Source organism: Massilia aquatica (genome assembly GCF_011682045.1).
GTDB classification, from domain to species: domain Bacteria; phylum Pseudomonadota; class Gammaproteobacteria; order Burkholderiales; family Burkholderiaceae_D; genus Telluria_A; species Telluria_A aquatica.
The window spans coordinates 1-21,030 of record NZ_VVIW01000031.1 but is presented as its reverse complement, the minus strand read 5'-3'; the positions used below and the strand labels follow the sequence as shown (position 1 = coordinate 21,030).

The following is a 21,030-nucleotide window of genomic DNA, read 5'->3' as shown; positions in this document are numbered from 1 at the left end:
GCGTTTATCCAATGCACGAGCCTGCCCGGCGCGCCCCTGTCATGACACCCACCACCGTCCGCCGCTGGGCCTGGATTCACAAGTGGACCAGCCTGGTCTGCACGATCTTCATGCTGCTCTTGTGCCTGACCGGCCTGCCGCTGATCTTCCATCACGAGATCGGGGAGCTGCTGGGCAACGAGATCGTCGCGCCCGAGATGGCGCCCGGCACGCCCAGGGCCAGTGTCGACACCGTCATCGCGGCCGGCCTGGCCATGTACCCGGACCTGGTGATGCAATACATGTCGCAGGAAGCCGGCGACGACAAGATCTGGCATCTCACCGTGGGCAAGACCCGGCTCGATCCGGACTTCAAGTCGATCGCGGTCGATGCGCGCAGCGGCAAGGTGATCCAGGAGAACAAGTTCGAAGGCACCTTCATGAACATCATGCTGCGCCTGCACGCCGACCTGTTCGCCGGGCTGTGGGGCATGCTGTTCCTGGGGTTCATGGGTTTGCTGTTCCTGGTCGCCACCGTGTCCGGCGTGGTGCTGTACGCGCCGTTCATGCGCAAGCTGCAATTCGGCACGGTGCGGCGCGAGCGCGCCAGCCGCCTCAAGTGGCTCGACATGCACAATCTGCTCGGCATCGTCACCCTGGTGTGGGCGCTGGTGGTGGGCGCCACCGGCATGATCAATACCTGGGCCGATCTGCTGCTCAAGTACTGGCAAAACGACCAGCTGGCGGAAATGATCGCTCCCTACAGGGCACTGCCCGCGCCGGCCGCGCTGGGGCTATTGCAGCCGGGCGTGGACGCGTCGCTCAAGCTCGAGCCGGGCATGCAGGTCGGCTTCATCGCGTGGCCGGGGACGGCGTTTTCCAGTCCCCATCACTACGGCATCTTCATGCACGGCAAGGAAGCGCTGACCTCGCGCCTGTACAAGCCGGTGCTGGTTGACGCCGTCACCAGCCGGGTGACCGACAGCCGCGACCTGCCGTGGTACCTGACCGGCTTGCTGATTTCGCAGCCGCTGCATTTTGGCGATTACGGAGGCATCTGGATGCAGCTCTGGTGGGCCTTGCTCGATATCGCCACCATCGTGGTGCTGGGCAGCGGGCTGTATCTGTGGCGCAAACGTGGGCGCACCGGGAGCGTTTCGTGAAAGCGCCGTTCCTGACCCTGTGGGGCTGGCCCATCGTCTTTGGCGTGCTCACCTGCATCGGCCTGATCGCGGCCCTGCTCGGCGATGGCTGGTGGGATCTGGTGTCGGCCGTGACCCTGGGCGCGCCGGTGCTGGCGTGCGGGTGGTATTCGTTCAAGCGCCGGCGCGGATAGTCATCTGGCGGCATTTCGGACATTGACGGTATGATATCGTTTTGTCAGCGGAAAGCGCCCCATGCAGGAAGAAGAGCAGACCCCAAAGCCACGCCGTCACTTGCCGATAAACGTGATGATCGGCCTCTTGAGCATGCTGCCGGCCGTGCTGGTGATATTCGGCGCAGCCCTTTGCGCGGCGGGCGGCTACGTGAGCGGCCTGCTGGTGGCCGCCTTGTCGCGCAGCCATCCCGACTGGTTCGACGGCAGCCGGGCGCCCGAGATCGGCGCCGCGATCGGCGCGGTGTTCTTCGTCTTCGCTTTTACTTTCCAGTACCTGCGTCAGCGGAAGTAACTGCGCGCTCGACCCAGTCCAGGGTGGCGCCATCGGCGTTGTGAATGTACAGGCGCCCGCCGATGCCGGTGGCGCCGGTCGTCAGCGGCGAAGCGCCGCCGGGGTCTTGCAGGTCGTCGATCACCTTGCCGTCTTCGCTGAATGCCATGACGTGCCCGTACGGCTTGGGCTTGGCCCACGAAAAGCGCGGGATGCGCAGCACCATGCTGCGCATGAAGGGTGTGCGCGCCATCTTGTCCAAATCGTTTCTCTGGCCGCCGAAACCCAGCCACAGCGTGCCGTCGGGCGCGCGCGTCAGGTTGTCCGGATAGCCGGGCAGGTTGTCGAACAGGATTTGTGCCTGCGCGGACGGCTGGCCCACATCAAGCCGATCGGCGTCGAGCGCGATCTTCCACACCCGGTAACGCCCGCTTTCGCTGACGAACAGGCTCGCTTCATCGGTACTGAGGGCGATGCCGTTGGCCAGCGAGAAGCCGCGAGCGACTTCGCGTAGCGCCTTGCTCGCCGGGTCGTATTCCAGCACCCGCCCAGTGGCCGACTGCTCCATCACGTCGAGCATGGCCGCTTCCACCGTGCCGCCATGGCGGGCAGGGGTGAAGCGGGTGGACGATTCGGTCACGTAGATCTTGCCGCTGGCGGCAATCGCCACCGCGTTGAGAAAGCGCGCCTGGCCGTCACCCAGGGACGACACCTGGCCGTTTGGCGCGACAGACAGCAAGCCCTTGATGCCGTCGGCCACCACCAGGCTGCCATCGGCGGCAAAGGCCATGCCGAGCGGACGCCCGCCGGTGGCGGCGAACACTTCCTGGCCGCTGCCATCGGGCTGCATGCGCACGATCTTGCCGCTTTTTAGGCCCGTGTACAGCCTGCCATCCGGCCCGGCGACAACGTGTTCCGGGCCGACTTCACCGTGCAGGTCGATGCGCTGCACGCCAGCCAGTTTGTTGTTGGCGGCGTGTACGCCTGTATAGCCGGGCGCGCTGGGCGCGTCCCAGCTGACCGGTGCGATCGGCACCGGCCACAGGCCGAGGTACGAGGCCAGCATCACCGTGCCGGCCACAGGCACCCACAACATCCGCACTTACTTAGCGGAAGGCGTAGTTCACGCTGCCATAAAAGCGCCGTCCGCGCGGGTCGGTGTAGGTCGGGTCGTAGCCGGAGATGAAGAAGTTGGCCTGGTTCGAGTACGGCGGCGCCTTGTCGAACAGGTTTTGCACGCCGGCGCGCAGTTTCAGGCTTTTGCCGAATTCATAGGCCAGCGACATGTCCCACAGCGAGTACGCCTTGACGCGGTTGGCCGCGACCACGGTGCCGTTGTCGACGTTGATGGCCGAGTTCTGGTCGTCGTAGCCGGCCGAAAAACTGTTCGACACGGTGGCCGACAGCGGACCCTGGTCCCAGTCCAGGCTGACGGTATGGCGCCAGCGCTGCACCACGCTGTCGGTGACGAACTTGCCCAGGTTGCTGATGTAGGGATCGCCGTTGCCGGTCTGGATCTTGGAATCGAGCACGTAGGTGCCGTTCAGGCGCGCACCGAAGCGGCCGAGGCTGGTATTGGCGCTGCGCAGGTTCATCACCAGGTCCAGGCCGCTGGCGATCTGGGCGCCACGGTTTTCCTTGTGCAGTTCGATGTACTCGATCACGCCGTCTTCATCACGGTGCACCAGCTCGCCATACTTGCCCAGGTTGCCGAGGATGATGTCGTCGCCGATTTCGCTGATCAGGTCGGTGCGCTTGATCTTCCAGTAGTCCAGGCTGGCGTTCCAGTGCTTGCTCGGCTCGAGCACGATGCCGGCCGAGACCTGGCGGCTGCTCTCCGGTTTCAGGTTGACGTTGCTGTAGCGGCGCGTGTCCCAGTTGGTGGCGCAGTCCGAATAGTTGTTATCCACGGTGGCGCAGTAGACCGGGTCGGGCAGGGTGGCGGTGCTGCTGTAGACGGTCGGGCGGTACAGGTCGGACATCGACGGCGCGCGGAAACCCTTGCCGGCCGACGCGCGTACGGTGAGCGACTTGTTCGGGGTGAACGCCAGGCCGATTTTCGGGCTCAGGGCGCCGCCGACCTTCTGGTAGCGGTCGTAGCGCGCCGAAAACTGGCCCTGCCATTCTTTGGTGAAAGGTGCCAGCACTTCGCCGAACACCGCGTACACCTTGCGCTGGTCGCTGGTGGCCTTGCCGCCTTCCGGCGCGGCATCGTTGTTGATGTTGTCGCTCATGAGCAGGGCGGACGGATTGAAATCGGTGCGCTCGCGCCGCGCTTCGGCACCCACCGCCACGCCCAGGTCGCCGCCGGCCAGGGTCATCAAGGAACGCGAGGCCTTGAAGTCGAGTGAGTCCATGGTGCCGCGCGCGCGCCGCACCACATCGTTGACCTGAATGCTGTCGAGCAGCGCCAGGCCTTCGGCGCCGGAAGGGCCGAACGGGTTGATCCTGCCGTCCGCCACGGCGGCCAGCAACTTGTCGAGCAGCACGTAACCGTGGGTATCCTTGTCCTTGACCGTGTTCACGCTGTGGTTAAAGCCCACGTCGTAATCCCAGCCGGCCGCGATGCCGGTCACGCCGGCCACGTAACGCTGGCTTTCGCTGGTCAGTTCGCTGGTGCGCATGCCGGCTTCATTGAGACGCATGCGCAGCTGGAGTTCGCCCGGCGTGTCGTCGTCGAGCTGGTCCAGGCCGCTGTTGGCCAAGGCCGGAATCTTGCGGTAATCGATGTAGGCGGTCACGCGCGCCGACGAGCCGACGTAGTTGGTGCGCGAGCGGCTCAGGGCCACTTCGGCGTAGGCCTGGGTGTCGGCGCCGAGCTTGAACACGCCGCGGCTGAGCAGGTTCTGCTTGTTCGACTTGGGGTACAGCTCGGTGTCGCCCATGTAGTTGTAGGTGCAGGCATCGACGCCGCCGGTGCCGTCCGGCAGGTACAGATTGGCCGGCGCCGCACAGGTCGGGATCGACAGGTTGATCTGGCGGTTGGTGATGGTGCGGCCGTCCAGCAGGAAGCCGGTTTCCTGCAGGTAGTCGCGCTGGCTTGACGAGAGGCGGATGTTGGCCGGGCTGGTGTAGCTCGACAGCAAATGGCCGAGGCGCTGTGGAATCCGCAGGTCGTTGATGAAGCTGCGCTGCGAGGTGTTCAGTCGCTCGGTGGTTTGCAGGTCGAGCACGGCGAACACGTTGTAGCCGTCCTTTTCCAGTTCGCCCGTTCCCATGCTGAGGGACGCGGCGCGTTTGCCGGCGCCGCCTTCCCTGGTGCCGAGCGCGTAGGCGTTCAATTCCACGCCGCGGAAATCCTTGCGCGTAATGAAGTTGATCACGCCGCCGACCGCATCGGTGCCGTACAGGGCCGAGGCGCCGTCAAGCAGCACTTCAACGCGCGCAATCGCCGCCGCCGGAATATTGTTCAGGTCCACGCCGGAATCGTCGCCGGGCGAGGCGAAGTTGGCCATGCGCCGGCCGTTGAGCAGCACCAGGGTCGACGAGGTGCCGATGCCGCGCAGGTTGGCGCTGTTGAAGCCGCGCTGGTCGCCGCCGACGTTGATGCTGGCGCCGTCGGTCAGGCCGCCCACGTTCGACGAGATGCGCGCCATCAGTTCGGCGGCGGTGGTCACGCCGGTCTTTTCGATTTCTTCACGCGTGACGATCTGCACCGGCAGCGGGGTTTCGGTGACGATGCGCTTGATGGCCGAACCGGTGATCTCCACCTTCGGCATCGGCGCATCAACGGACTGGGCCGAGGCGGCGCCATGGGCCAGCAGGCCGGCGCAGGCGCTCGCGTGCAGCGCCCCGCGAACGGCGCGGGTCAGGCGCGAAACAGGGAGGAATTGGGGATTCAGACGGTCTTGCTTGCGCATGCTGGTGGCTCCGTGGGGATGAGGAAAGTGCGGTGACGCCAATGGCGTTGATGGAAGCCATGTCGGCCACGATATCCGAAACCGTCTCTGCTGCCGACGGCAGGAAGTTGTTCTTGCGGAGCAGGAAAAGAAGGTTTGTTGGTCAAGGTGATGGCTGTCTGACGCGCATGTGAGTATTTAACAAGCTTTCCACTGTACGCAGTTCGTGGCGAAAGCTCAATAGTTTCATTGGCCAGCTGCCGGCAAGAGGGACTGACGTGCAGGATGGCGCGGCGCCCTGCTGGCGGCGCTTGCATCGCAGCGCGCCCGCAACAGCAGGTGCATGCGCGCTGCATGCGGCGGTCCGCGCGGCTCGCGGCAGGCAAGCGCCGGCGCATCGTACCTGTTGCGTTTTTGCCCGGTATGCATGCGCAGTCAACTTGTCAAATGTGTGGAAAAGCTATCTTATTAGCAGGATTGCAACTATAATTGACTTCCATTTAAAGTAGCAAGGAACCTAACTCATGTTAATGACGAATATCGAAACCATCCCGGGCAAAAACATCATGACCTGCCACGGCGTCGTCTCGGGCAGCACCGTGCGTGCCAAGCACGTGGGGCGCGACATCATGGCCGGCCTGAAGAACATCGTTGGTGGCGAGCTCAAAGGTTACACCGAGCTGCTCAACGAATCGCGCGACAGTGCCATCGAGCGCATGCAGTCCCAGGCCAAGCAGATGGGCGCCAACGCGATCGTCAATGTGCGCTTTTCGACCTCCTCGGTGGCCGCTGGTGCTGCCGAAATCTACGTGTACGGCACCGCCGTCACCGTGGGCTGAGACGATGGCTGAGTTAGCCATCCTCGGGTTCTGGCTGTTGTTGGTCGTGGTCGGCTATTTTTTCGGCCGCGCCGCCGAAACCAAGCATTACGCCTCGATCCACAGCCGCGAAAAAACCTGGCTGCATCTGCCGTCCACCTCGCTCAAGACCTTGCTCGATCCGGCCCGTCCGGTTGAACGCAGTGAACTGGTGTACGGCAACGTGGTCGTCTCGATCGATTACTTCAAGCAGGCTGTGCTGGGCTTGCGCTCGTTCATCGGCGGCGCCGTCACCTCGCACGAAACGCTGATCGACCGGGCCCGCCGCGAAGCCGTGCTGCGCCTGAAGGAAAGCTGCCCGAACGCGCACGAGATCATCAACCTGCGTCTGGAAGCGATGTCGATTTCCGGCAAGCGGCCCGGCAGCGTGACCTCGGTCGAAGTGCTGGCCTACGGCACCGCCATCTACTTCGCCAAGTAACAGCGCGCCATGAAATACCAGCCCTCACTGCCCGAACATAACGACAATATCTCCGACCAGCATCCGCTCAAGGATTTTTTCGTGATCGGGCTGTGGCTGCTGGCGGGCGCGGCCCTGCTGTTCTGGGTGCTGGCGCTGGCGGTCGACACGGCGGTCGAGCACCTCGATCACGACAGCGAAGCGCGCCTGTACGCGCTGTTGCCGTCCAAGCCGATGCCCACCGAACCGGCCGAGCGCGCCCGCCAGGAGCAGGTGCAGGCGCTGGTCGAGAGCATGCGCGCCTGCGCCGGGCTGCGCCTGCCGGCCAATGTGAGCTTGCACAAGTCCGACACGCCCAACGCGGCGGTTCTGCCGGGCGGCAACATCATCGTCTTCACCGGCCTGCTCGACGAAGTGAAATCCGAAAACGGCCTGGCCTTCGTGCTGGCGCATGAGTTGTCGCACATCACCCAGCGCGACCATTTGCGCGCGCTCGGGCGCGGCATTGTGCTGTACGGCATGGCGGCGCTGCTGACCGGCAGCGATTCGGGCTTGAGCGACCTGGTCGCGCCAGTCGGAAAACTGGGCGACGCCACCTATTCGCGCGCGCGCGAAGCGGCGGCCGATGCGGCGGCCTTGCGCATCCTGAACTGCCGCTACGGCCATGCGGGCGGGGCCACCGAGCTGTTTGTTTCGCTGAAAGAAGGCGACGCCGATCCCAGCGGCTTGTCCCATTACGTCGCCTCGCATCCGGCCATGCAGCAGCGCATCGATGCGATCAACGCCGCGATCCGCGCCGGCGCCATGAAAGTGGGGCCGGTCACGCCGCTGGCGCCGGTACCTTGATCACTTTGGGAGATGTGCGATGGTGGCAATCAGAATCGACGTTGACGGAACCGTTCTGGCGACTGTGAACGTGGATGGCATGCATCTGCTTCACGTCAGTGTCCATAGTTCACTGGACGCAGAGACGCCAGCATCGCTTGAGATTCACGGTGGCACCTATGGTGAGCAGGTAAGCGGACATCGGATCTGGGTCAGCGACAACCCGCTCGCAGCGGGACAGTCCGTCAAGGTCAGCTTGATCGAATGCGATGGACCGTTCGATCAGGGCCGGACGCCGGCCGACATGTTCCCGGAAGACGATTCATCGGAAGAATTCGACTTCACCATGACCGAGGCCCGGGCCGCCGAATTGCGGGCAAGACCGCGCCTGAAAGACGCGTTCTCGATGGAAGTCGAAACGAGTTCCGGCGCAAGGTGTTCGGTCAACAGCGATCCTCAGAACGATCGTTTCACCTTCATGGTCCTGTGGGACTTTACGCGCCCATTGCAGGCACGGCTGTCAGTCCGAACGTATTGCGCGGAAGACGTCATTCTACGCAGAGGCGGTACCGATCATCTGCAAGAAACCATGCTGCCTGGCGGATTCGCAAGGTGTCTGATTGGCTGAACAAGCGTTCCAAAACGCTTCATACCTGCTGCCCGAAAAGCACGCAGGTGCACTTTTGTGTTTAGAAGCAAGGACTTAGCACGCGAGCGGCTGGCTTGTTAACAAACTTATCCACAGATTCTGTTTGCAACTTCAGTCTGACCGGCAACTGTCCACAGTGCCCTAAAATCAGGCAGTGCCATTTTCTCCTTTAAAAGCAAGCACTTGCCGACGTCCCGCATGGCTTGTTAACATACTTATCCACAGAATTTGTTTACAACTGTGGACATCATGGCCAACATCGCCCCGGCCCGACGCAAAACTCTTTACAAATACGCCCAGTTCGCTAGACTTCGAGTTCGGATGTTAGCGCTAACTTTTGGGGGCAGGATGGTCGATCAGGGTGACAAGATTCGCTGGGTGGTGATGGGGGTGTCGGGCTGCGGCAAGAGTACGGTGGGGCAAGCCCTTGCACAGGAGCTCGGCGTGCCGTTCGTGGAAGGCGACCAGTTTCACCCGCCCGCCAACGTGGCCAAGATGTCGGCCGGCATGCCGCTCGACGATGACGACCGGGCCGGCTGGCTGCTGGCCCTGCAAGCGCGGATACGGGAGGCGCGCGCAGGCGGGGCCGGCCTGGTGCTGTCGTGCTCGGCGCTCAAGCGGCGCTACCGCGACCTGCTGCGCGAAGGCGATCCGGCGCTGCGCTTCGCCCACCTGGACGGCCCGCGCGAACTGATCGCGGCGCGCATGCAGGCGCGCGCCGGCCACTACATGCCGCCGTCGCTGCTCGAGAGCCAGCTGCGCGACCTCGAAGCGCTTCAGAGCGACGAAGCTGGCGTGCTGCTCGACATCGGCAGCGCGCCCGGCCAACAGGTGGCGCGCATCCTCGGCGCCTGAACATGCTTGCCATTTCCGGCGTCCAGCAGCGGCGCCTTGCCAGTCATCCGCTTCTGTTCGCTATAAATGGCAAGCATTGCTCCGCACTTGCCGCGCACATGCCCGCTCATGTATCATTTTTCCAACTTTACGGGGACATGATGAACAAACTGACACTACTACCAATCATCCTGGCCCTGGCTGCCTGCGGCAAGCCGGCCGTTTCGGACACCCCGCTCGAGGCGGCGGCGCGCCGCACCTGCATGGGCACCATAGAAGCGCGCGCCACCAATCCCAAGTCGATCGCCTATTTCACCGACATGCCCAGCCCTGTCACGCACGGCGCGGGCGGGCAGATGGAGGTCGCGATCAAACTCTCGGCCAAGAATGAAGCTGGCAGCGCGGTAACCATGCTGACCACCTGCAAGGTCAGTGCCGACGGTAAGACACTGGTCGACATCGCGGTCAAGGATAGTCGCTGAGCGGCGGCGCTGCCGGCTCAGTGCAGCGCCGTCAGCCCTGCGCGATGGCCTCGAGTGCCGGCGTGCGCAGCCACAGTGGTCTTCGCCGTCGCCAATGCCGCCGCTCCAGTGCAGCCCGAGCCACAAACGGTTCGCTTGCGGCGCCGCTGCCCGGCACCGCCGCCAGGCCATCGGAACAGTGCTGCCCGCCGGTCCAGCGCGGTGCGATCGCCATGCCGCCGTCAAGGTTCATGTACCCCAGCAGCCCGTCCTTGCGGAACCCCGACAGGCCATCGTGGAAGGGGTGGGTCTTTTCCAGGCCGGGCGCCACCAGCCAGCGGCCGTGCGCATCGATGTAGCCGGCGCCGCCATCGAGTGTGCGGGCGGGGGCGATCAGGCCGCCCTTGCCGTCGTCGCAGAAGGGGCCGGCGGAAAGCAGGGCGGGCGAGGTCGGCATCACGCGGCCTTGGTGAACCAGGAGCACTTCGCGCGGGCCGTCGCCGGCCTGCAGGTGATTGCGGATCAGGATGGGATGGTGGACATGGTCGGAGCTTCTTTCAATCGATCGGTGTTAGTACCCGGCCAAGGTGCACGGTTCGGCCGTTTTCAGTTTTCTCGGGACGAAGTCGAGCGCGTCCGGCGATGCCGTCACGGCGACCTCGGCCATCGCCTGGGTGATGCGGTGCTGCGCAATTCCCGATCTGCGCCGTGCGCCCCGGCGCGCCTGGAGCGTGCCCGCAGCGCCAGCTCCAGCGTCTCGATGGATGGGGCGCAGGTCAGCCACAGGCTGCCCCATTCGTCGCCGTCACCCCGGCCGCCGCTTTGGCTCATGGCGATCCACAGGCGCTTCGCCTCCGGCGCTACGCCAGCGTCGTCCGTCAGCGGGGTCTTCAGCTCGAATGGCCAGGCGGTGTGAAATGTGTTGTCCGTGCGGCCGATGAAGTCCGGATCGGACTCGCCGTCGCCGAACTGTGTGTACAGTTTGCCTTGCAGGTCCTCCCTCACCTCATACAGGTGTTCGTTACGTAACCAACCGAGGCAGCCGTAGCGGTCTCCGGCTTCCTTGTCGTAGTAGAAATGGACGATGCGGCGCCTGGTGCGGATGAATTTTGCGATCCGCAGGTCCGCATCGTCATCTTCATCGTCGGCGTGTTCGTAGTCGTCGTGCGCGCGCTCGGGTTCAGCCTGGTCCTGCCGCGCGCAGGCGTCGATGCCGAACTGCGCATCGTGCGCCAGCCGCTGCAATTTCTGTTCGGTGTCGAACAGCATGGCACGGACTACCTCTGCCAGGTGGCCGGCCGGGCCGAGTTCGTCGTACAAGAACCCGGCGGCAGGATAGAAAAAGCGCTCGGGCGCCTTTAACGTGGCGCTCACGGGACTGGTCCACAGCAGGCGCGCCTGGTCGTCGTACAGCGCGCTGTACTGGCCATCGCCCCCTTGCTCGATGCACAGGCGAAAGGCGATGCGGGCATCGCGGTCGAGCATGAGCAGCTTGTCGTCGTGGCTGACAAAGACGGCCAGCGGCGTGTTCGCCTGCGGGGCCAGGAAGCTGCCATGGCGCGGGTCCAGCGGAAATGGCTCCATGCTTTCCGGCGGCGCGAGCGTGAACCGGCCATCCGTGCGCAGGATGCCCCAACCGGGCATTTCCTGCCCCTCGCGGTCGAGCATGTGCCCGTCCTCCAACGTCAACGCGAGAGCCATGCCATGCTCGTTGAATTCGGTGCCCCAGCCGATGCCGGCCGTTGCCGCAAGTACGCCGTGGCGCGTGAGGTACGTGTCCGCGCCGGCGCGCACCACCCCGTTGACCATGTGACGGGAAAGCCCGGTGCGCAGCGCGAAAACCTGATTGCCGTTGGTGTCGAGGTACGTGTCGCCGTGCGCGCCGGTGCACCACGCAAGGCCGTCGGCATTGAATGGGGCAATGTACCGATGGACCGGCTGCGCAAGCCATGCGCCGGCCGCGTCGATCAGGCCGAACCGGTCGTACTCGCGGGCGGCCGGCGCGACCGGATGCCCGGCAAACGGCATGGCTGCGGCGAAGCACGGTTCGATGACCCAGGCACCGTGGCGGTTCAGGTAACCGAATTTTTCGCTCGAGGCGGGGCGGGCCGCCGCCATGCCGTTGGCACTGAACGCGGTGGCGTTGGCCAATTCGCCGGCGAAGGCGAATTGGCCGCGTTGGTCGATGTAGCGCCAGGTGTCCGGGCCGGTCAGGACGGCGGCCAGGCCGTGCTGGAAATCTTGCGCCAGGCGCCAGCGCGGCGCGATCGCCGGTGTGCCGTAGAGGCCCATGTAGCCCCACAGCCCGTCCTCGCAATAGCGGGCCAGTGTGCCGGCGCCGAAGGAGCGGGCGTCGGCCAGGTCGGGCGCGACCAGCCAGTCGCCGCTGGCGTTGATGTAGCCGGCCCCGCCACCCTGGGTCCTGGCGGCGGCGATCAGGCCGCCCCGGCCGTCCTCGCAAAACGCGCCGGTCACGGTCGCCAGTGGCGGCGAATACGTGATGACGCGGCCCTCGTGGACCATCAGCAGGCCGTAGGAAGAAGGCCCGGTTTCGAGGTGATTTTCGATCAGGATGGGTTGCTTTGGCATGACGCTGGTTGTCTGGTCGGGGGCATTGACGATTAATCAGCGCGCGGCGAGGGCGCGCAGTTCGGGCCTCATCAGCTTTTTCGGCACGAACTCCAGCGCCTCCGATGACGCCATGACGGCCACCTCGGCCATGGCGGGCGTGATGCGGCGCTGCGGGATCTTCGATAGCGCCAGCGGATGCGTGTGCAGGCCGCGCAGCAGGTCGGCCTCGTCCGCTTCTGCCAGGGTGGTCCGGGACTCGGGGCCGAGCCAGCTGGTGTCGACCGCGAACTCGGGCGTGAGGTGGCCCATCTGCAGGACGGTGGCCGCTTCCAGCGCACTGTCGAAGGCATTGCCCAAAGCGCGATGGGCCCAGGCCAGCAGGAAGCGCGCCTGGATCGGATACATCACGTGCTCGCGCGCTGCCGTGGCGTCGGCCAGGGCGCCGCTGAAGTCGTTCGCGTGCATGCGCAGCCAGGCGCGCAAGGCGTGCCAGGAGGTGCCGGTGAGCGCCCGGCCGGCATCGGCGGCCGCTGCCATGGAGTCGTCGATGAGATGCGTGCAGACCTTTTCCTGATAGTGCTCCGGCACCGAGGCGATGGCTTTCCAGTCGTTGCCGACAGCGGCCACGCACATCTCGAACGTGCGCAGCACTGGATGGACAAAGGCAAGTGCCTGTCCGTTGTGCTTTACCGCAGCCAGGCATAACGCGGGCGTGACAAGATGGGGCGGAATTGCGCCCAGCAGACGCGGTGAACCCTCGGACACGGCGCGCGCGGCAATCTCGGCGGTGATCAGTTCCCTGGACACGTAGGGCAGGTTATCGATGTCGGCCCGCAGGGCCAGCGCTTCCATCTGCGCTGTGCGCAGCCATAGCGGAACGTCGAAGATCCTGGCGCCGGCATGCAGGGCGCGCTCGCAAAAGCTGGTATCGATCAGGGCCGCCCAGCGCATCGACAGGGCGTTACGGTCCCAGTCGGTGCATGGCATGGAGTAGAACTCGTCGTGATCGGCCCATTCTTCATCGTCTTTGTAGAGCGAGCGGGCCAGTGCCAGGCCTTGTGCGCTCATGCAGATGGCGGGAATGTCGCTCGCGCAGGAAGCGCTTTGACGGATCAGCGCTTCCAGCCGTTGCGGGGTCTGGAAACGCGCCGGCAGGTATCTCAGCGCGCCGGTATCGGCCGCCACCGCCGCATCGGCCAGTTCATCGGTCACCTGGTCTTGAGGGAGGCGGGCGATGGCGTCGTCGCTCTCGGTTACCATGGCCAGGAGGTCGCCGTGCTCGTGCTCGCCCAGGTCCTCCTCACCCCCTGCATCCTCTTCTTCTTCTTCTTCTTCCTGGCTGTCAGCCGGATCGAGCGCCTCGCGCGCGAGCATCGCCAGTTCCAGCGTTTCAATGCTCGGCGCACAGGTCAGCCACACATTGCCCCATTCGTCGCCGTCGCCGGTGTTGCCGCTCCAGCTGATGGCAAGCCACAGGCGCTTCGCCTCTGGCGCGACGGCGGCATCGTCCGTCAAGGGAGTGTCCAGCGCGACCGACCAGGCGGTGTAATCCATGCCGGGCGGCTGGCCGACGAAGTCGGGCGCGTCGTCGGCGGGGCCGAACAGCGCGCCCATGCGCTCTTCCAGATCGCTTTGGACGTCGCACAGGAGGTCGTGGCGCATGGAACCGAGGCAGCCATACAGGTACGTGACCTCCTCGTCGTTGTAGAAATGGGCGAGGCGGCGCCGGGTGCGGATGAATTTGGCGATCCGCATGTCTTCATCGTCATCGTCGTCGTAGCGCTCATAGTCGTCGTGCTCGCGCTCTGGTTCGTCATCGTCGTCCCCGGCATCGATGTCGAACTGCGGATCGCGGGCCAGCGTGCGCAATTTCTGTTCGGTTTCGCGCAGCATGGCGCGGGCCACGTCAGCCAGTTGGTCGGCCGAGTCGAGTTCGTCGTAGACCCAGTCGGGGTCGGGGAAGAAGAAGCGTTCGGGCGCCCGCAGCGTGTCGCTCACGGGGCCGGTCCACAGCAAGCGCGCCTGGGCGTCGTACAGCGCACTGTACCGGCCTTGGCTGCCTTGCTCGATGCGCAGGCGGAAGGCCACGCGCGCGTCGCGATCGAGCATGAGCAGGTCGTCGTCGTTGCCGATGAATACCGTCAGCGGGGTGTTCGGTTCGGGGGCCAGAAAATCGCCGTGTTGCGGGAAATCCCCGAGCGGCTCGACGGCGTTTTCGGGGGCCACCGTCAACTGGCCATCTGTGCGCAGGATGCCCCAGCCGGGGGGCTGCTCGCCGCGCTGGTTGACCGTGTGCCCATTCGACCAGGTCAATGCCAGGGCGACGCCGTGCTCGGTCCATTCGCCGCCCCAGCAGATGCCGGCCGAGATTTTCAGATTCCCATCGCGCGTCATGTAAGTCTCTTCGCTGGCGCGCACCGCGCCGTCGACCATGAGATGGGAAAACCCATCCCGGCCCTTGAAGACGTTGTCGCCGCTGGTGTCGAGGTAAGCGACGCGGCTCAGGCCCTTGCACCAGGCCAGGCCGTCGGCATTGAAGGGGTGGATGTAGCGATACAGTGGCTTGGCCACCCACACGCCCGCCGCGTTGATCAGGCCGAACTTCTCTGGCTCGAAGGCGACCGGGGCGACGTCTTGTTCCGCAAACGGCAGGGCGCTGACGAAGCGCGGTGCGATGACCCAGGCGCCGTGGCGGTTCAGGTAGCCCAATCTGGCGCCGGCGTCGGGGCTGGCCGCCGCCAGGCCGTTGGCGCTGAACCCGTGCGCGATGAAGAACTCGCCGTCGAAGGCGAACTGGCCGCGTTCATCGATGTAGCGCCAGGTGTCGGGCGCGATCTGTACCGCGGCCAGGCCGTGCTGGAAGGCTTCGGCCAGGCGCCAGCGCGGCGCGAGCGCCGGCTTGCCGTCCAGGCCCATATAACCCCACAGCCCGCCCTCGCAATAGCGCGCCAGCGTGCCGCTGCCAAAGGAGCGGGCGTCGGCCAGGTCGGGCGCGACCAGCCAGTCGCCGCTGGCGTTGATGTAGCCGGCGCCGCCGCCCTGGGTCCTGGCCGCTGCGATCAGGCCGCCCTGGCCGTCGTCGCAAAACGCGCCGGTCACGGTCGCCAGTGGCGGCGAATACGTGATGACGCGGCCTTCGTGGACCATCAGCAGTCCGTAGGGTGAAGACGCGGTTTCGAGGTGGTTTTCGATCAGGACGGGTTGTTTTGGCATGAGGCTGGTTTTCTGGCCGGGGGCATTGAAGATCGGTGGACTGCTTGTTATTCCGACATTTTAACCGCTGGCCTTGACTATTAATCAAGATTGATTTTGCAGCAGCGCCCGGCCGGCGGCCGGGCGCGTCGATGTGTCAGCGCGCGGCGAGGGCACGCAGTTCGGGCGTCATCAGCTTTTTCGGTACGAACTCCAGCGCCTCCGATGACGCTCTGACGGCCACCTCGGCCATGGCGGGCGTGATGCGGCGCTGCGGGATCTTCGACAGCGCCAGCGGATGCGTGTGCAGGCCGTGCAGCAGGTCGGCCTCGTCCGCCTTTGCCAGCGTCGCCTTGGACTCGGGGCCCAGCCAGGCGATGTCGGCCCCGAACTCGGGAGTGAAGTGTCCCATCTGAAGCAAGGTTGCCGCTTCCAGTGCACTGTCGAATGTGTTCCCCAGTTCGCGGTGGCACCAGGCCAGCTGGAAGCGCGCCTGGATCGGATACAGCACATGATCGAGGCCGGCCCTGGCGTCTTCCAGCGCGCCCTCAACGTCGCCAAAGTGCATGCGCAGCCAGGCGCGCAAGCCGTGCCAGCGGGTGCCGCTCACCGGTTTGCCAGCCTTGGCGGCGGCTGCCATCGTGGCATCGATCAGGCTGGTGCAGGTCTGTTCCTGGAGCGCCGACGGTACCCATCCGATGGCTTTCCAGTCGTTCTCGATCGCGGCCATGCACACCTCGGCGCTGCGCAGCGCGGGCGGGACAAATTCCAGGGTGGTTCCTTTGCGCTTTACCGAGCTCAGACATAATGCGTGCGTGACAAGATGGGCCGGAATCAATTGCAACAGGCCCGAACTGGTTTCGGACACGGCGCGGGCTGCGATCTCGGCGGTGATGATGTCCTTGCTCAGGTAAGGCAGGTTGTCGATGTCCGCCTTCAAGGCAAACGCTTCCAGTTGCGGCGTGCGCAGCCAGAGGGGCACGTAAAAATAGCGTGCGCCTCCGAGCAAGGCCCGCTCGCAGTAGGCGGTATCGATCAGCGCCCCCCAGCGCTGTGACAGGGAATTTTGATCCCAGGTGGTGCACTCTGCACTGTGGCGCTGGTCATGCCAGTCCCAGTCGCGGTCGCCGCCGTAGAGGGAGCGCGCCAGTGCCAGGCCCTCGGTGCTCATGCAGCGGGCCGGAACTGCCCTGGCGGTGGAGAGTTTCCGGCGAATCAGTGCTTCCAGACGCTGTTCGGTCTGGAAACGTGCCGGCAGGTATTGCAGCGCGTCGGTATGCGCCGCCACGGCAGCATCGGCCAGTTCGGCGCTCACCTGGTCTTGCGGGATTTGATCGATGCCATGCGCGTAACGGGTGACCAGTTCCAGCAGCGCGTCCGAATTGTCTTGTGGCGCGAGCGCTGCCGGCTGGTCTTCTTCTTCGTCCTCCTCGTCCTCTTCCTCCTCTTCCTCCTCTTCCTCGTCTGCTTCGTCTGCTTCGTCTTCGTCTTCGCCCTCTGCCGCATCAAGCGCGGCGCGCGCCTCCAGCGCCAGCTCCAGCGTTTCGATGCTCGGTGCGCAGGTCAGCCACACATTGCCCCATTCGTCGCCGTCGCCCGTGTCGCCGGTCCAGCTGGTAGCGAGCCACAGGCGGTTCGCCTCGGGTGCAACGGCGTCATCGTCCGTTACGGGCGTATCGAGCTTGAACGACCAGGCGGCGAAGTACATATTGTGCGGCTTGCCGACAAAGTCCGGATCGTTGTCGCTGGGGCCGAACAAGGCCTCCAGCCGCGTGTCGAGATCGCGCTCGACCTCGGTCTGGCGTTCGTTGCGCAGGTAGCCAAGACAGCTGTACAGACCGGCGACCTCTTCGTCATTGTAGAAATGGGAAAGGCGGCGCCGCGTGCGGATGGTTTTTGCGATCCGCATCTCTTCATCGTTGTCGTCATCGTCTTCCCGCTCATAGTCGTCGTGCTCACGCTCCTCTTCTTCTTCGCCGCCATCGATGTCGAAGTGCGGATCGCGCGCCAGCTGGTGCAGCTTGTGCTCGGTCTCGCGCAGCATGGTGCGCGCAAGCTCTTCCAACTGGTCGGCCGAGTCGAGCTCGTCGTAGAACCAGTCGTCGGGCGGGAAGAAAAAGGTGACCGGCATGGCCAGCGTGCCGCTCGCCGGGCTGGTCCACAGCAGGCGCGCCTGGTCGTCGTACAGGGCCGTCACCGGACCGTCGCTGCCTGGTTCGAGGCGCAGGCGGAAAGCGATGCGTGCTTCGCCGTCGAGCATCAGCAGGTCATTGTCGTTGCCGACGAAAACCACCAGCGGCGTATTGGTTTCCGGGTCGAGGAACTCGTCGTATTCCGGGTCGACCGGGAACGGTTCGACGGCGTTCGGCGGCGCCGGCGTGAAGCTGCCATCCGTGCGCACGATGCCCCACCCGGCGAGTTGATCGCCATTGCGGTCGACGCGGTTGCGGCCGGACCAGGTCAGGGCCAGGGCGAAGCCGTATTCATTGAAATCGCCGCCCCAGCACAGGCCGCCATCTACATGCAGTTCGCCGTCGCGCCTCATGTAGGTGTCGAAGCGCGTGCGCACGACGCCGTCGACCATGCGGCCGGACAGGTCGCGCGCCTCCTCGAAGAACCTGTTGCCGCTGGCGTCGAGATAGGCGCCGCCCTTGCGGCCGCTGCAATAGGCCAGGCCATCGGCATTGAACGGGCGGATCTCCTGGTGGACCGGTTGCACGATCCAGTCGCCGCTGGCGTCGATCAGGCCATGCTTGCCCTTCGCCGCGGCAGCCGATGCCACGCCGTGCGCGGAAAATTCCTGCGCCAGCGCGAAGCGCGGCGTGATGGCCCATGCGCCGCTGCGGTCCAGGTAGCCGTACCCGGCGGCCGCACTGATTCTGGCCGGGGCCAGGCCGTTGGCGCCGAACGCGCCCGCATCGGAAAATTTGCCGTCGAACGCGAAGGCGCCATCTTCATCGATGTAGCGCCAGTGTCCTCGTGCGATTTTCACCGCCGCCGGGCCGTGCTGGAAGTGGCCCACCTCGGTCCAGCGCGGCGCGATGGCCGGTTTGCCGTCCAGGCCCATGAATCCCCACAGGCCGTCCTGGCAATAGCGCGCTAGTTTGCCGCTGCCGAAGGTGCGGGCGTCGAGCAGGTCGGGTGCGACCAGCCAGTCGCCGCTGGCGTTGATGTAGCCGAAGCGCTCGCCACGGGTCTTGGCGGCGGCGATCAGGCCACCCTGGCCGTCGTCGCAAAAAGCGCCGATGACATTGACCAGCGGCGGCGAGAAGGTGATCGCGCGGCCTTGGTGAACCATCAGCAGTCCGTAGGGCGATTCCCCGGTTTCAAGATGGTTTTCGATCAGGACGGGTTGTTTTGGCATGGGGCTGGGTCTCGGTCGGCGGTATTGAAAGGTGGTTGACTGCTTGTCATTCCGACATTTTAACCGCTGGCCTTGGTTAATAACCAAGATTGAGTTTGCGACAGCACCATGTGCCGATGGCGCCCCGCAGGTTCAGGGCAACTGCGCCCGCAGTGTCTGAATCGCGAACTCGGCGAACTGGCGCACCCGTGGCGACAGATGCAGCGCATGCGGGTACACCACCTGCAACGGTTCGCCCGGCGCGCTGTACTGCGGCAGCACGCGCACCAGCGTACCGGCGTCGAGATCCTCGCTCACGTCCCACAGCGCCTTGTAGAAAATGCCGCCGCCCGCGCGCGCGATGCCCTGGGCCGCGTCGCCATCGTTGCAGAAAAAAGTCGGCGTGATGGCGGCGGTGACCGCTTTGCCGTCGCGCTCGAACACCCAGTGCCGGGTCGAATCGGCGCGGTACACGATGCAGGCGTGCCGGACCAGATCCTCGGGCGTCATTGGCGCGCCGTGCTGTTCGATATAGCCGGGCGAGGCGCACATGATGCGGTTGCCGGTGGCGATGGGGCGGGCGATCATGCTCGAATCGTTCAGGTTGCCGAAGCGCAGGGCTACGTCGATGGCCGACTCGACCATATCGACGTAGGCGTCGTCCAGGCTCAGCTCGATGCACAGGGCCGGATGCTGGCGCTGGAAGGCGGTCACGATGCCAGTCAAATAGCGGCGCCCGAAGCCGCGCGGCGCCGCCACCCGCAGCAGGCCGGCGATGCTGGTGCGGCTGTCGGTCATGTCGGCCTCGGCATCCTGTACTTCGGCCAGGATGCGGATGCAGCGCTGGTGAAAGCGCGCTCCTTCCTGGGTGAGCGACTGTTTGCGCGTGGTGCGGTTGAGCAGACGCACGCCGAGCCGGTCTTCCAGCGCCGCCATGCGCTTGCTCACTACCGCCAATGACAAGTCGAGCTCGCCGGCGGCGTCGGTCATGCTGCCGGTCTGCACCACGCGCGCAAAAATGCTCAGGTCGAGGATGTTGTCGATCATGCGATTATCAACGTTGGAGAGATAGACATTGTATTTTTAGCCCATGTATCAATGAAAGTGAAATAAATATAATCGATCGCCTGTCCACTTTCAAGGAATAAACATGAACAACACCGTCCTCGCTGGCGCCCTGGCGGCCGCCTTCCTCACATTCGCTGCCGCCGCGCCCGCCGCATGGTCGCAGGCCGCCGCCAGCACCCGCATCAACAAGGTCCAGCCCGGGTATCATCATGTCAAGGTCGGCGATGTGAACGTCATCGCCTTGTCCGACGGCACCCTGGCGATTCCACCGGGCGCGCTGTTGACCAACGTGGCGCCGGCACAGGTCGCGGCGCGCCTGGCGGCCACCTTCCAGGGCACCCATGTTGACGCGTCCGTCAACGCCTACCTGATCGAGAGCGGCGAGCGGCTGTTGCTGGTCGACACCGGTAGCGGCGAACTGTACGGCCCGACCCTGAACAAGCTGGTTGCGACCCTGCACGCGGCCGGCTACCAGCCGGGACAGATCACCGACATCCTGGTCACCCATATCCACACCGACCACACCGGCGGGCTGATGGATGGAAAGCGCATGGTATTCCCCAACGCCACCGTGCACCTCGACCAGCGCGAGCTGGACTATTGGATGAGCGCTGCCAGGCGCAGCGAAGCGCCCGAGTCCAGGCGCGCGCTGTTCGACCAGGCGCTGATGAAGGTGAAGCCCTACCTCGATGCCGGCAAGGTCAAGACCTTCGATGGCGCCACGCAGTTGTTCCCGGGCATCCGCTCGATCCCGAGCTACGGCCACACGCCGGGGCACAGCTTGTATGCGCTGGAAAGCGGCGGGCAGAAGCTGGTGTTCTGGGGCGACCTGCTGCACGTGGCCGAAGTCCAGATGCCGGACCCGTCGGTGACGATCGTGTTCGATGTGGATGCGAAGGCGGCAGCGGCGCAGCGCAAGCGCGCCTTCGCCGACGCGGCCACGGGAAAATACCTGGTGGCGGGCGACCATGTCGCCTTCCCGGGCGTTGGCCGCCTGCGCGCCGAGGGTGATGGCTACCGCTGGGTGCCGATGCCGTATATCAACGACCATGTGGTTCCGGCCCCCAGATAAGCCGGGAGCCGGGAAGGTGTGATGAGGAAACTGGTGCCCGGTGTCGAGGCCACCGGACCAGCCTGTCGCCGCATACAACAGAGGCGGCGTACACCCACAGCCTAAGCGCTTGACGCTCACGCAACACGATCTGCGTCTATCGCGCTAGGAGCCTGCGCGGCAGACAGTTTTTTCGCTGAGCATGCCAAGCGCGTCTTCGCCGCCGTCGATAGCGATTCACTTTCGCGTGCGAAAGTCGAATGAAATAGAAGCTTCCGGCCTCAAATTGGG

Annotated in this window: 17 protein-coding genes; 10 read left to right on the top strand and 7 right to left on the bottom strand. The window is 65.0% G+C overall.

The window, feature by feature from the left end:
* The first annotated feature begins 41 nt into the window (after positions 1-41).
* From F1609_RS30200 to F1609_RS30190, 3 genes are all read left to right on the top strand, one after another.
* Positions 42-1,142: a PepSY-associated TM helix domain-containing protein gene (locus tag F1609_RS30200; protein ID WP_167081001.1), complete on the top strand. Its 1,101-nt coding sequence runs from the start codon at positions 42-44 to the stop codon at positions 1,140-1,142.
* Positions 1,139-1,315 carry a hypothetical protein gene (locus F1609_RS30195; protein WP_167080961.1) on the top strand — a complete coding sequence of 59 codons (177 nt, stop codon included), beginning with the start codon at positions 1,139-1,141 and terminating at the stop codon, positions 1,313-1,315. Before F1609_RS30200 ends, F1609_RS30195 begins: the two co-directional genes overlap by 4 nt.
* A gap of 61 nt (positions 1,316-1,376) precedes the next feature.
* Complete coding sequence (locus tag F1609_RS30190) at positions 1,377-1,649, top strand: hypothetical protein (RefSeq protein ID WP_167081000.1); 273 nt, start codon at positions 1,377-1,379, stop codon at positions 1,647-1,649.
* Here the strand turns inward: F1609_RS30190 and F1609_RS30185 are convergent.
* Positions 1,618-2,724 carry an SMP-30/gluconolactonase/LRE family protein gene (locus tag F1609_RS30185; protein ID WP_167080998.1) on the bottom strand — a complete coding sequence of 369 codons (1,107 nt, stop codon included), beginning with the start codon at positions 2,722-2,724 and terminating at the stop codon, positions 1,618-1,620. The two genes, F1609_RS30190 and F1609_RS30185, sit on opposite strands and share 32 nt — an antisense overlap.
* A gap of 10 nt (positions 2,725-2,734) precedes the next feature.
* Positions 2,735-5,488: a TonB-dependent receptor gene (locus tag F1609_RS30180; protein ID WP_167080996.1), complete on the bottom strand. Its 2,754-nt coding sequence runs from the start codon at positions 5,486-5,488 to the stop codon at positions 2,735-2,737.
* Between the two features lie 503 nt (positions 5,489-5,991).
* On the opposite strand from F1609_RS30180, the gene F1609_RS30175 reads away from it, so the two are divergent.
* The 6 genes from F1609_RS30175 to F1609_RS30150 all read left to right on the top strand — a co-directional run bounded on the left by F1609_RS30175 (position 5,992) and on the right by F1609_RS30150 (position 9,535).
* Positions 5,992-6,306 carry a YbjQ family protein gene (locus F1609_RS30175; protein ID WP_167080994.1) on the top strand — a complete coding sequence of 105 codons (315 nt, stop codon included), beginning with the start codon at positions 5,992-5,994 and terminating at the stop codon, positions 6,304-6,306.
* Positions 6,307-6,310: 4 nt separating this feature from the next.
* On the top strand, positions 6,311-6,766 hold the full coding sequence (locus tag F1609_RS30170; RefSeq protein ID WP_167080977.1) for a YbjQ family protein: 456 nt from the start codon (positions 6,311-6,313) through the stop codon (positions 6,764-6,766).
* Between the two features lie 9 nt (positions 6,767-6,775).
* Positions 6,776-7,591: a M48 family metallopeptidase gene (locus tag F1609_RS30165; RefSeq protein WP_167080975.1), complete on the top strand. Its 816-nt coding sequence runs from the start codon at positions 6,776-6,778 to the stop codon at positions 7,589-7,591.
* Between the two features lie 19 nt (positions 7,592-7,610).
* Complete coding sequence (locus tag F1609_RS30160) at positions 7,611-8,198, top strand: hypothetical protein (RefSeq protein WP_167080973.1); 588 nt, start codon at positions 7,611-7,613, stop codon at positions 8,196-8,198.
* Positions 8,199-8,567: 369 nt separating this feature from the next.
* On the top strand, positions 8,568-9,074 hold the full coding sequence (locus F1609_RS30155; protein ID WP_229422142.1) for a gluconokinase: 507 nt from the start codon (positions 8,568-8,570) through the stop codon (positions 9,072-9,074).
* Between the two features lie 2 nt (positions 9,075-9,076).
* Positions 9,077-9,535, top strand: a complete 459-nt coding sequence (locus F1609_RS30150) for a hypothetical protein (RefSeq protein WP_167080972.1) — start codon at positions 9,077-9,079, stop codon at positions 9,533-9,535.
* 31 nt (positions 9,536-9,566) lie between these two features.
* On the opposite strand, the gene F1609_RS30145 is transcribed toward F1609_RS30150, so the two are convergent.
* The 5 genes from F1609_RS30145 to F1609_RS30125 all read right to left on the bottom strand — a co-directional run bounded on the left by F1609_RS30145 (position 9,567) and on the right by F1609_RS30125 (position 19,667).
* Complete coding sequence (locus tag F1609_RS30145; protein ID WP_167080970.1) at positions 9,567-9,971, bottom strand: WG repeat-containing protein; 405 nt, start codon at positions 9,969-9,971, stop codon at positions 9,567-9,569.
* 191 nt (positions 9,972-10,162) lie between these two features.
* Entirely contained in the window at positions 10,163-12,103 is a 1,941-nt protein-coding gene (locus F1609_RS30140) for a WG repeat-containing protein (RefSeq protein ID WP_167080969.1), read from the bottom strand.
* 36 nt (positions 12,104-12,139) lie between these two features.
* Positions 12,140-15,298, bottom strand: a complete 3,159-nt coding sequence (locus F1609_RS30135) for a WG repeat-containing protein (protein ID WP_167080967.1) — start codon at positions 15,296-15,298, stop codon at positions 12,140-12,142.
* A gap of 136 nt (positions 15,299-15,434) precedes the next feature.
* Positions 15,435-18,641 carry a WG repeat-containing protein gene (locus F1609_RS30130; protein WP_167080966.1) on the bottom strand — a complete coding sequence of 1,069 codons (3,207 nt, stop codon included), beginning with the start codon at positions 18,639-18,641 and terminating at the stop codon, positions 15,435-15,437.
* A 132-nt stretch (positions 18,642-18,773) separates the two neighbouring features.
* Positions 18,774-19,667, bottom strand: a complete 894-nt coding sequence (locus tag F1609_RS30125; RefSeq protein WP_167080964.1) for a LysR family transcriptional regulator — start codon at positions 19,665-19,667, stop codon at positions 18,774-18,776.
* Positions 19,668-19,770: 103 nt separating this feature from the next.
* Between F1609_RS30125 and F1609_RS30120 the strand changes: the two genes are divergently transcribed.
* On the top strand, positions 19,771-20,760 hold the full coding sequence (locus tag F1609_RS30120; protein WP_167080963.1) for an MBL fold metallo-hydrolase: 990 nt from the start codon (positions 19,771-19,773) through the stop codon (positions 20,758-20,760).
* Positions 20,761-21,030: the final 270 nt, after the last annotated feature.

Coding starts and splice junctions, on each gene's coding strand:
- F1609_RS30185 (WP_167080998.1), bottom strand. CDS start 2,724: ATGTTGTGGGTGCCTGTGGCCGGCACGGTGATGCTGGCCTCGTACCTC.
- F1609_RS30135 (WP_167080967.1), bottom strand. CDS start 15,298: ATGCCAAAACAACCCGTCCTGATCGAAAACCACCTCGAAACCGCGTCT.
- F1609_RS30155 (WP_229422142.1), top strand. CDS start 8,568: ATGGTCGATCAGGGTGACAAGATTCGCTGGGTGGTGATGGGGGTGTCG.
- F1609_RS30120 (WP_167080963.1), top strand. CDS start 19,771: ATGAACAACACCGTCCTCGCTGGCGCCCTGGCGGCCGCCTTCCTCACA.
- F1609_RS30175 (WP_167080994.1), top strand. CDS start 5,992: ATGTTAATGACGAATATCGAAACCATCCCGGGCAAAAACATCATGACC.
- F1609_RS30165 (WP_167080975.1), top strand. CDS start 6,776: ATGAAATACCAGCCCTCACTGCCCGAACATAACGACAATATCTCCGAC.
- F1609_RS30145 (WP_167080970.1), bottom strand. CDS start 9,971: ATGCCGACCTCGCCCGCCCTGCTTTCCGCCGGCCCCTTCTGCGACGAC.
- F1609_RS30125 (WP_167080964.1), bottom strand. CDS start 19,667: ATGATCGACAACATCCTCGACCTGAGCATTTTTGCGCGCGTGGTGCAG.
- F1609_RS30150 (WP_167080972.1), top strand. CDS start 9,077: ATGCTTGCCATTTCCGGCGTCCAGCAGCGGCGCCTTGCCAGTCATCCG.
- F1609_RS30170 (WP_167080977.1), top strand. CDS start 6,311: ATGGCTGAGTTAGCCATCCTCGGGTTCTGGCTGTTGTTGGTCGTGGTC.
- F1609_RS30180 (WP_167080996.1), bottom strand. CDS start 5,488: ATGCGCAAGCAAGACCGTCTGAATCCCCAATTCCTCCCTGTTTCGCGC.
- F1609_RS30190 (WP_167081000.1), top strand. CDS start 1,377: ATGCAGGAAGAAGAGCAGACCCCAAAGCCACGCCGTCACTTGCCGATA.
- F1609_RS30130 (WP_167080966.1), bottom strand. CDS start 18,641: ATGCCAAAACAACCCGTCCTGATCGAAAACCATCTTGAAACCGGGGAA.
- F1609_RS30140 (WP_167080969.1), bottom strand. CDS start 12,103: ATGCCAAAGCAACCCATCCTGATCGAAAATCACCTCGAAACCGGGCCT.
- F1609_RS30200 (WP_167081001.1), top strand. CDS start 42: ATGACACCCACCACCGTCCGCCGCTGGGCCTGGATTCACAAGTGGACC.
- F1609_RS30160 (WP_167080973.1), top strand. CDS start 7,611: ATGGTGGCAATCAGAATCGACGTTGACGGAACCGTTCTGGCGACTGTG.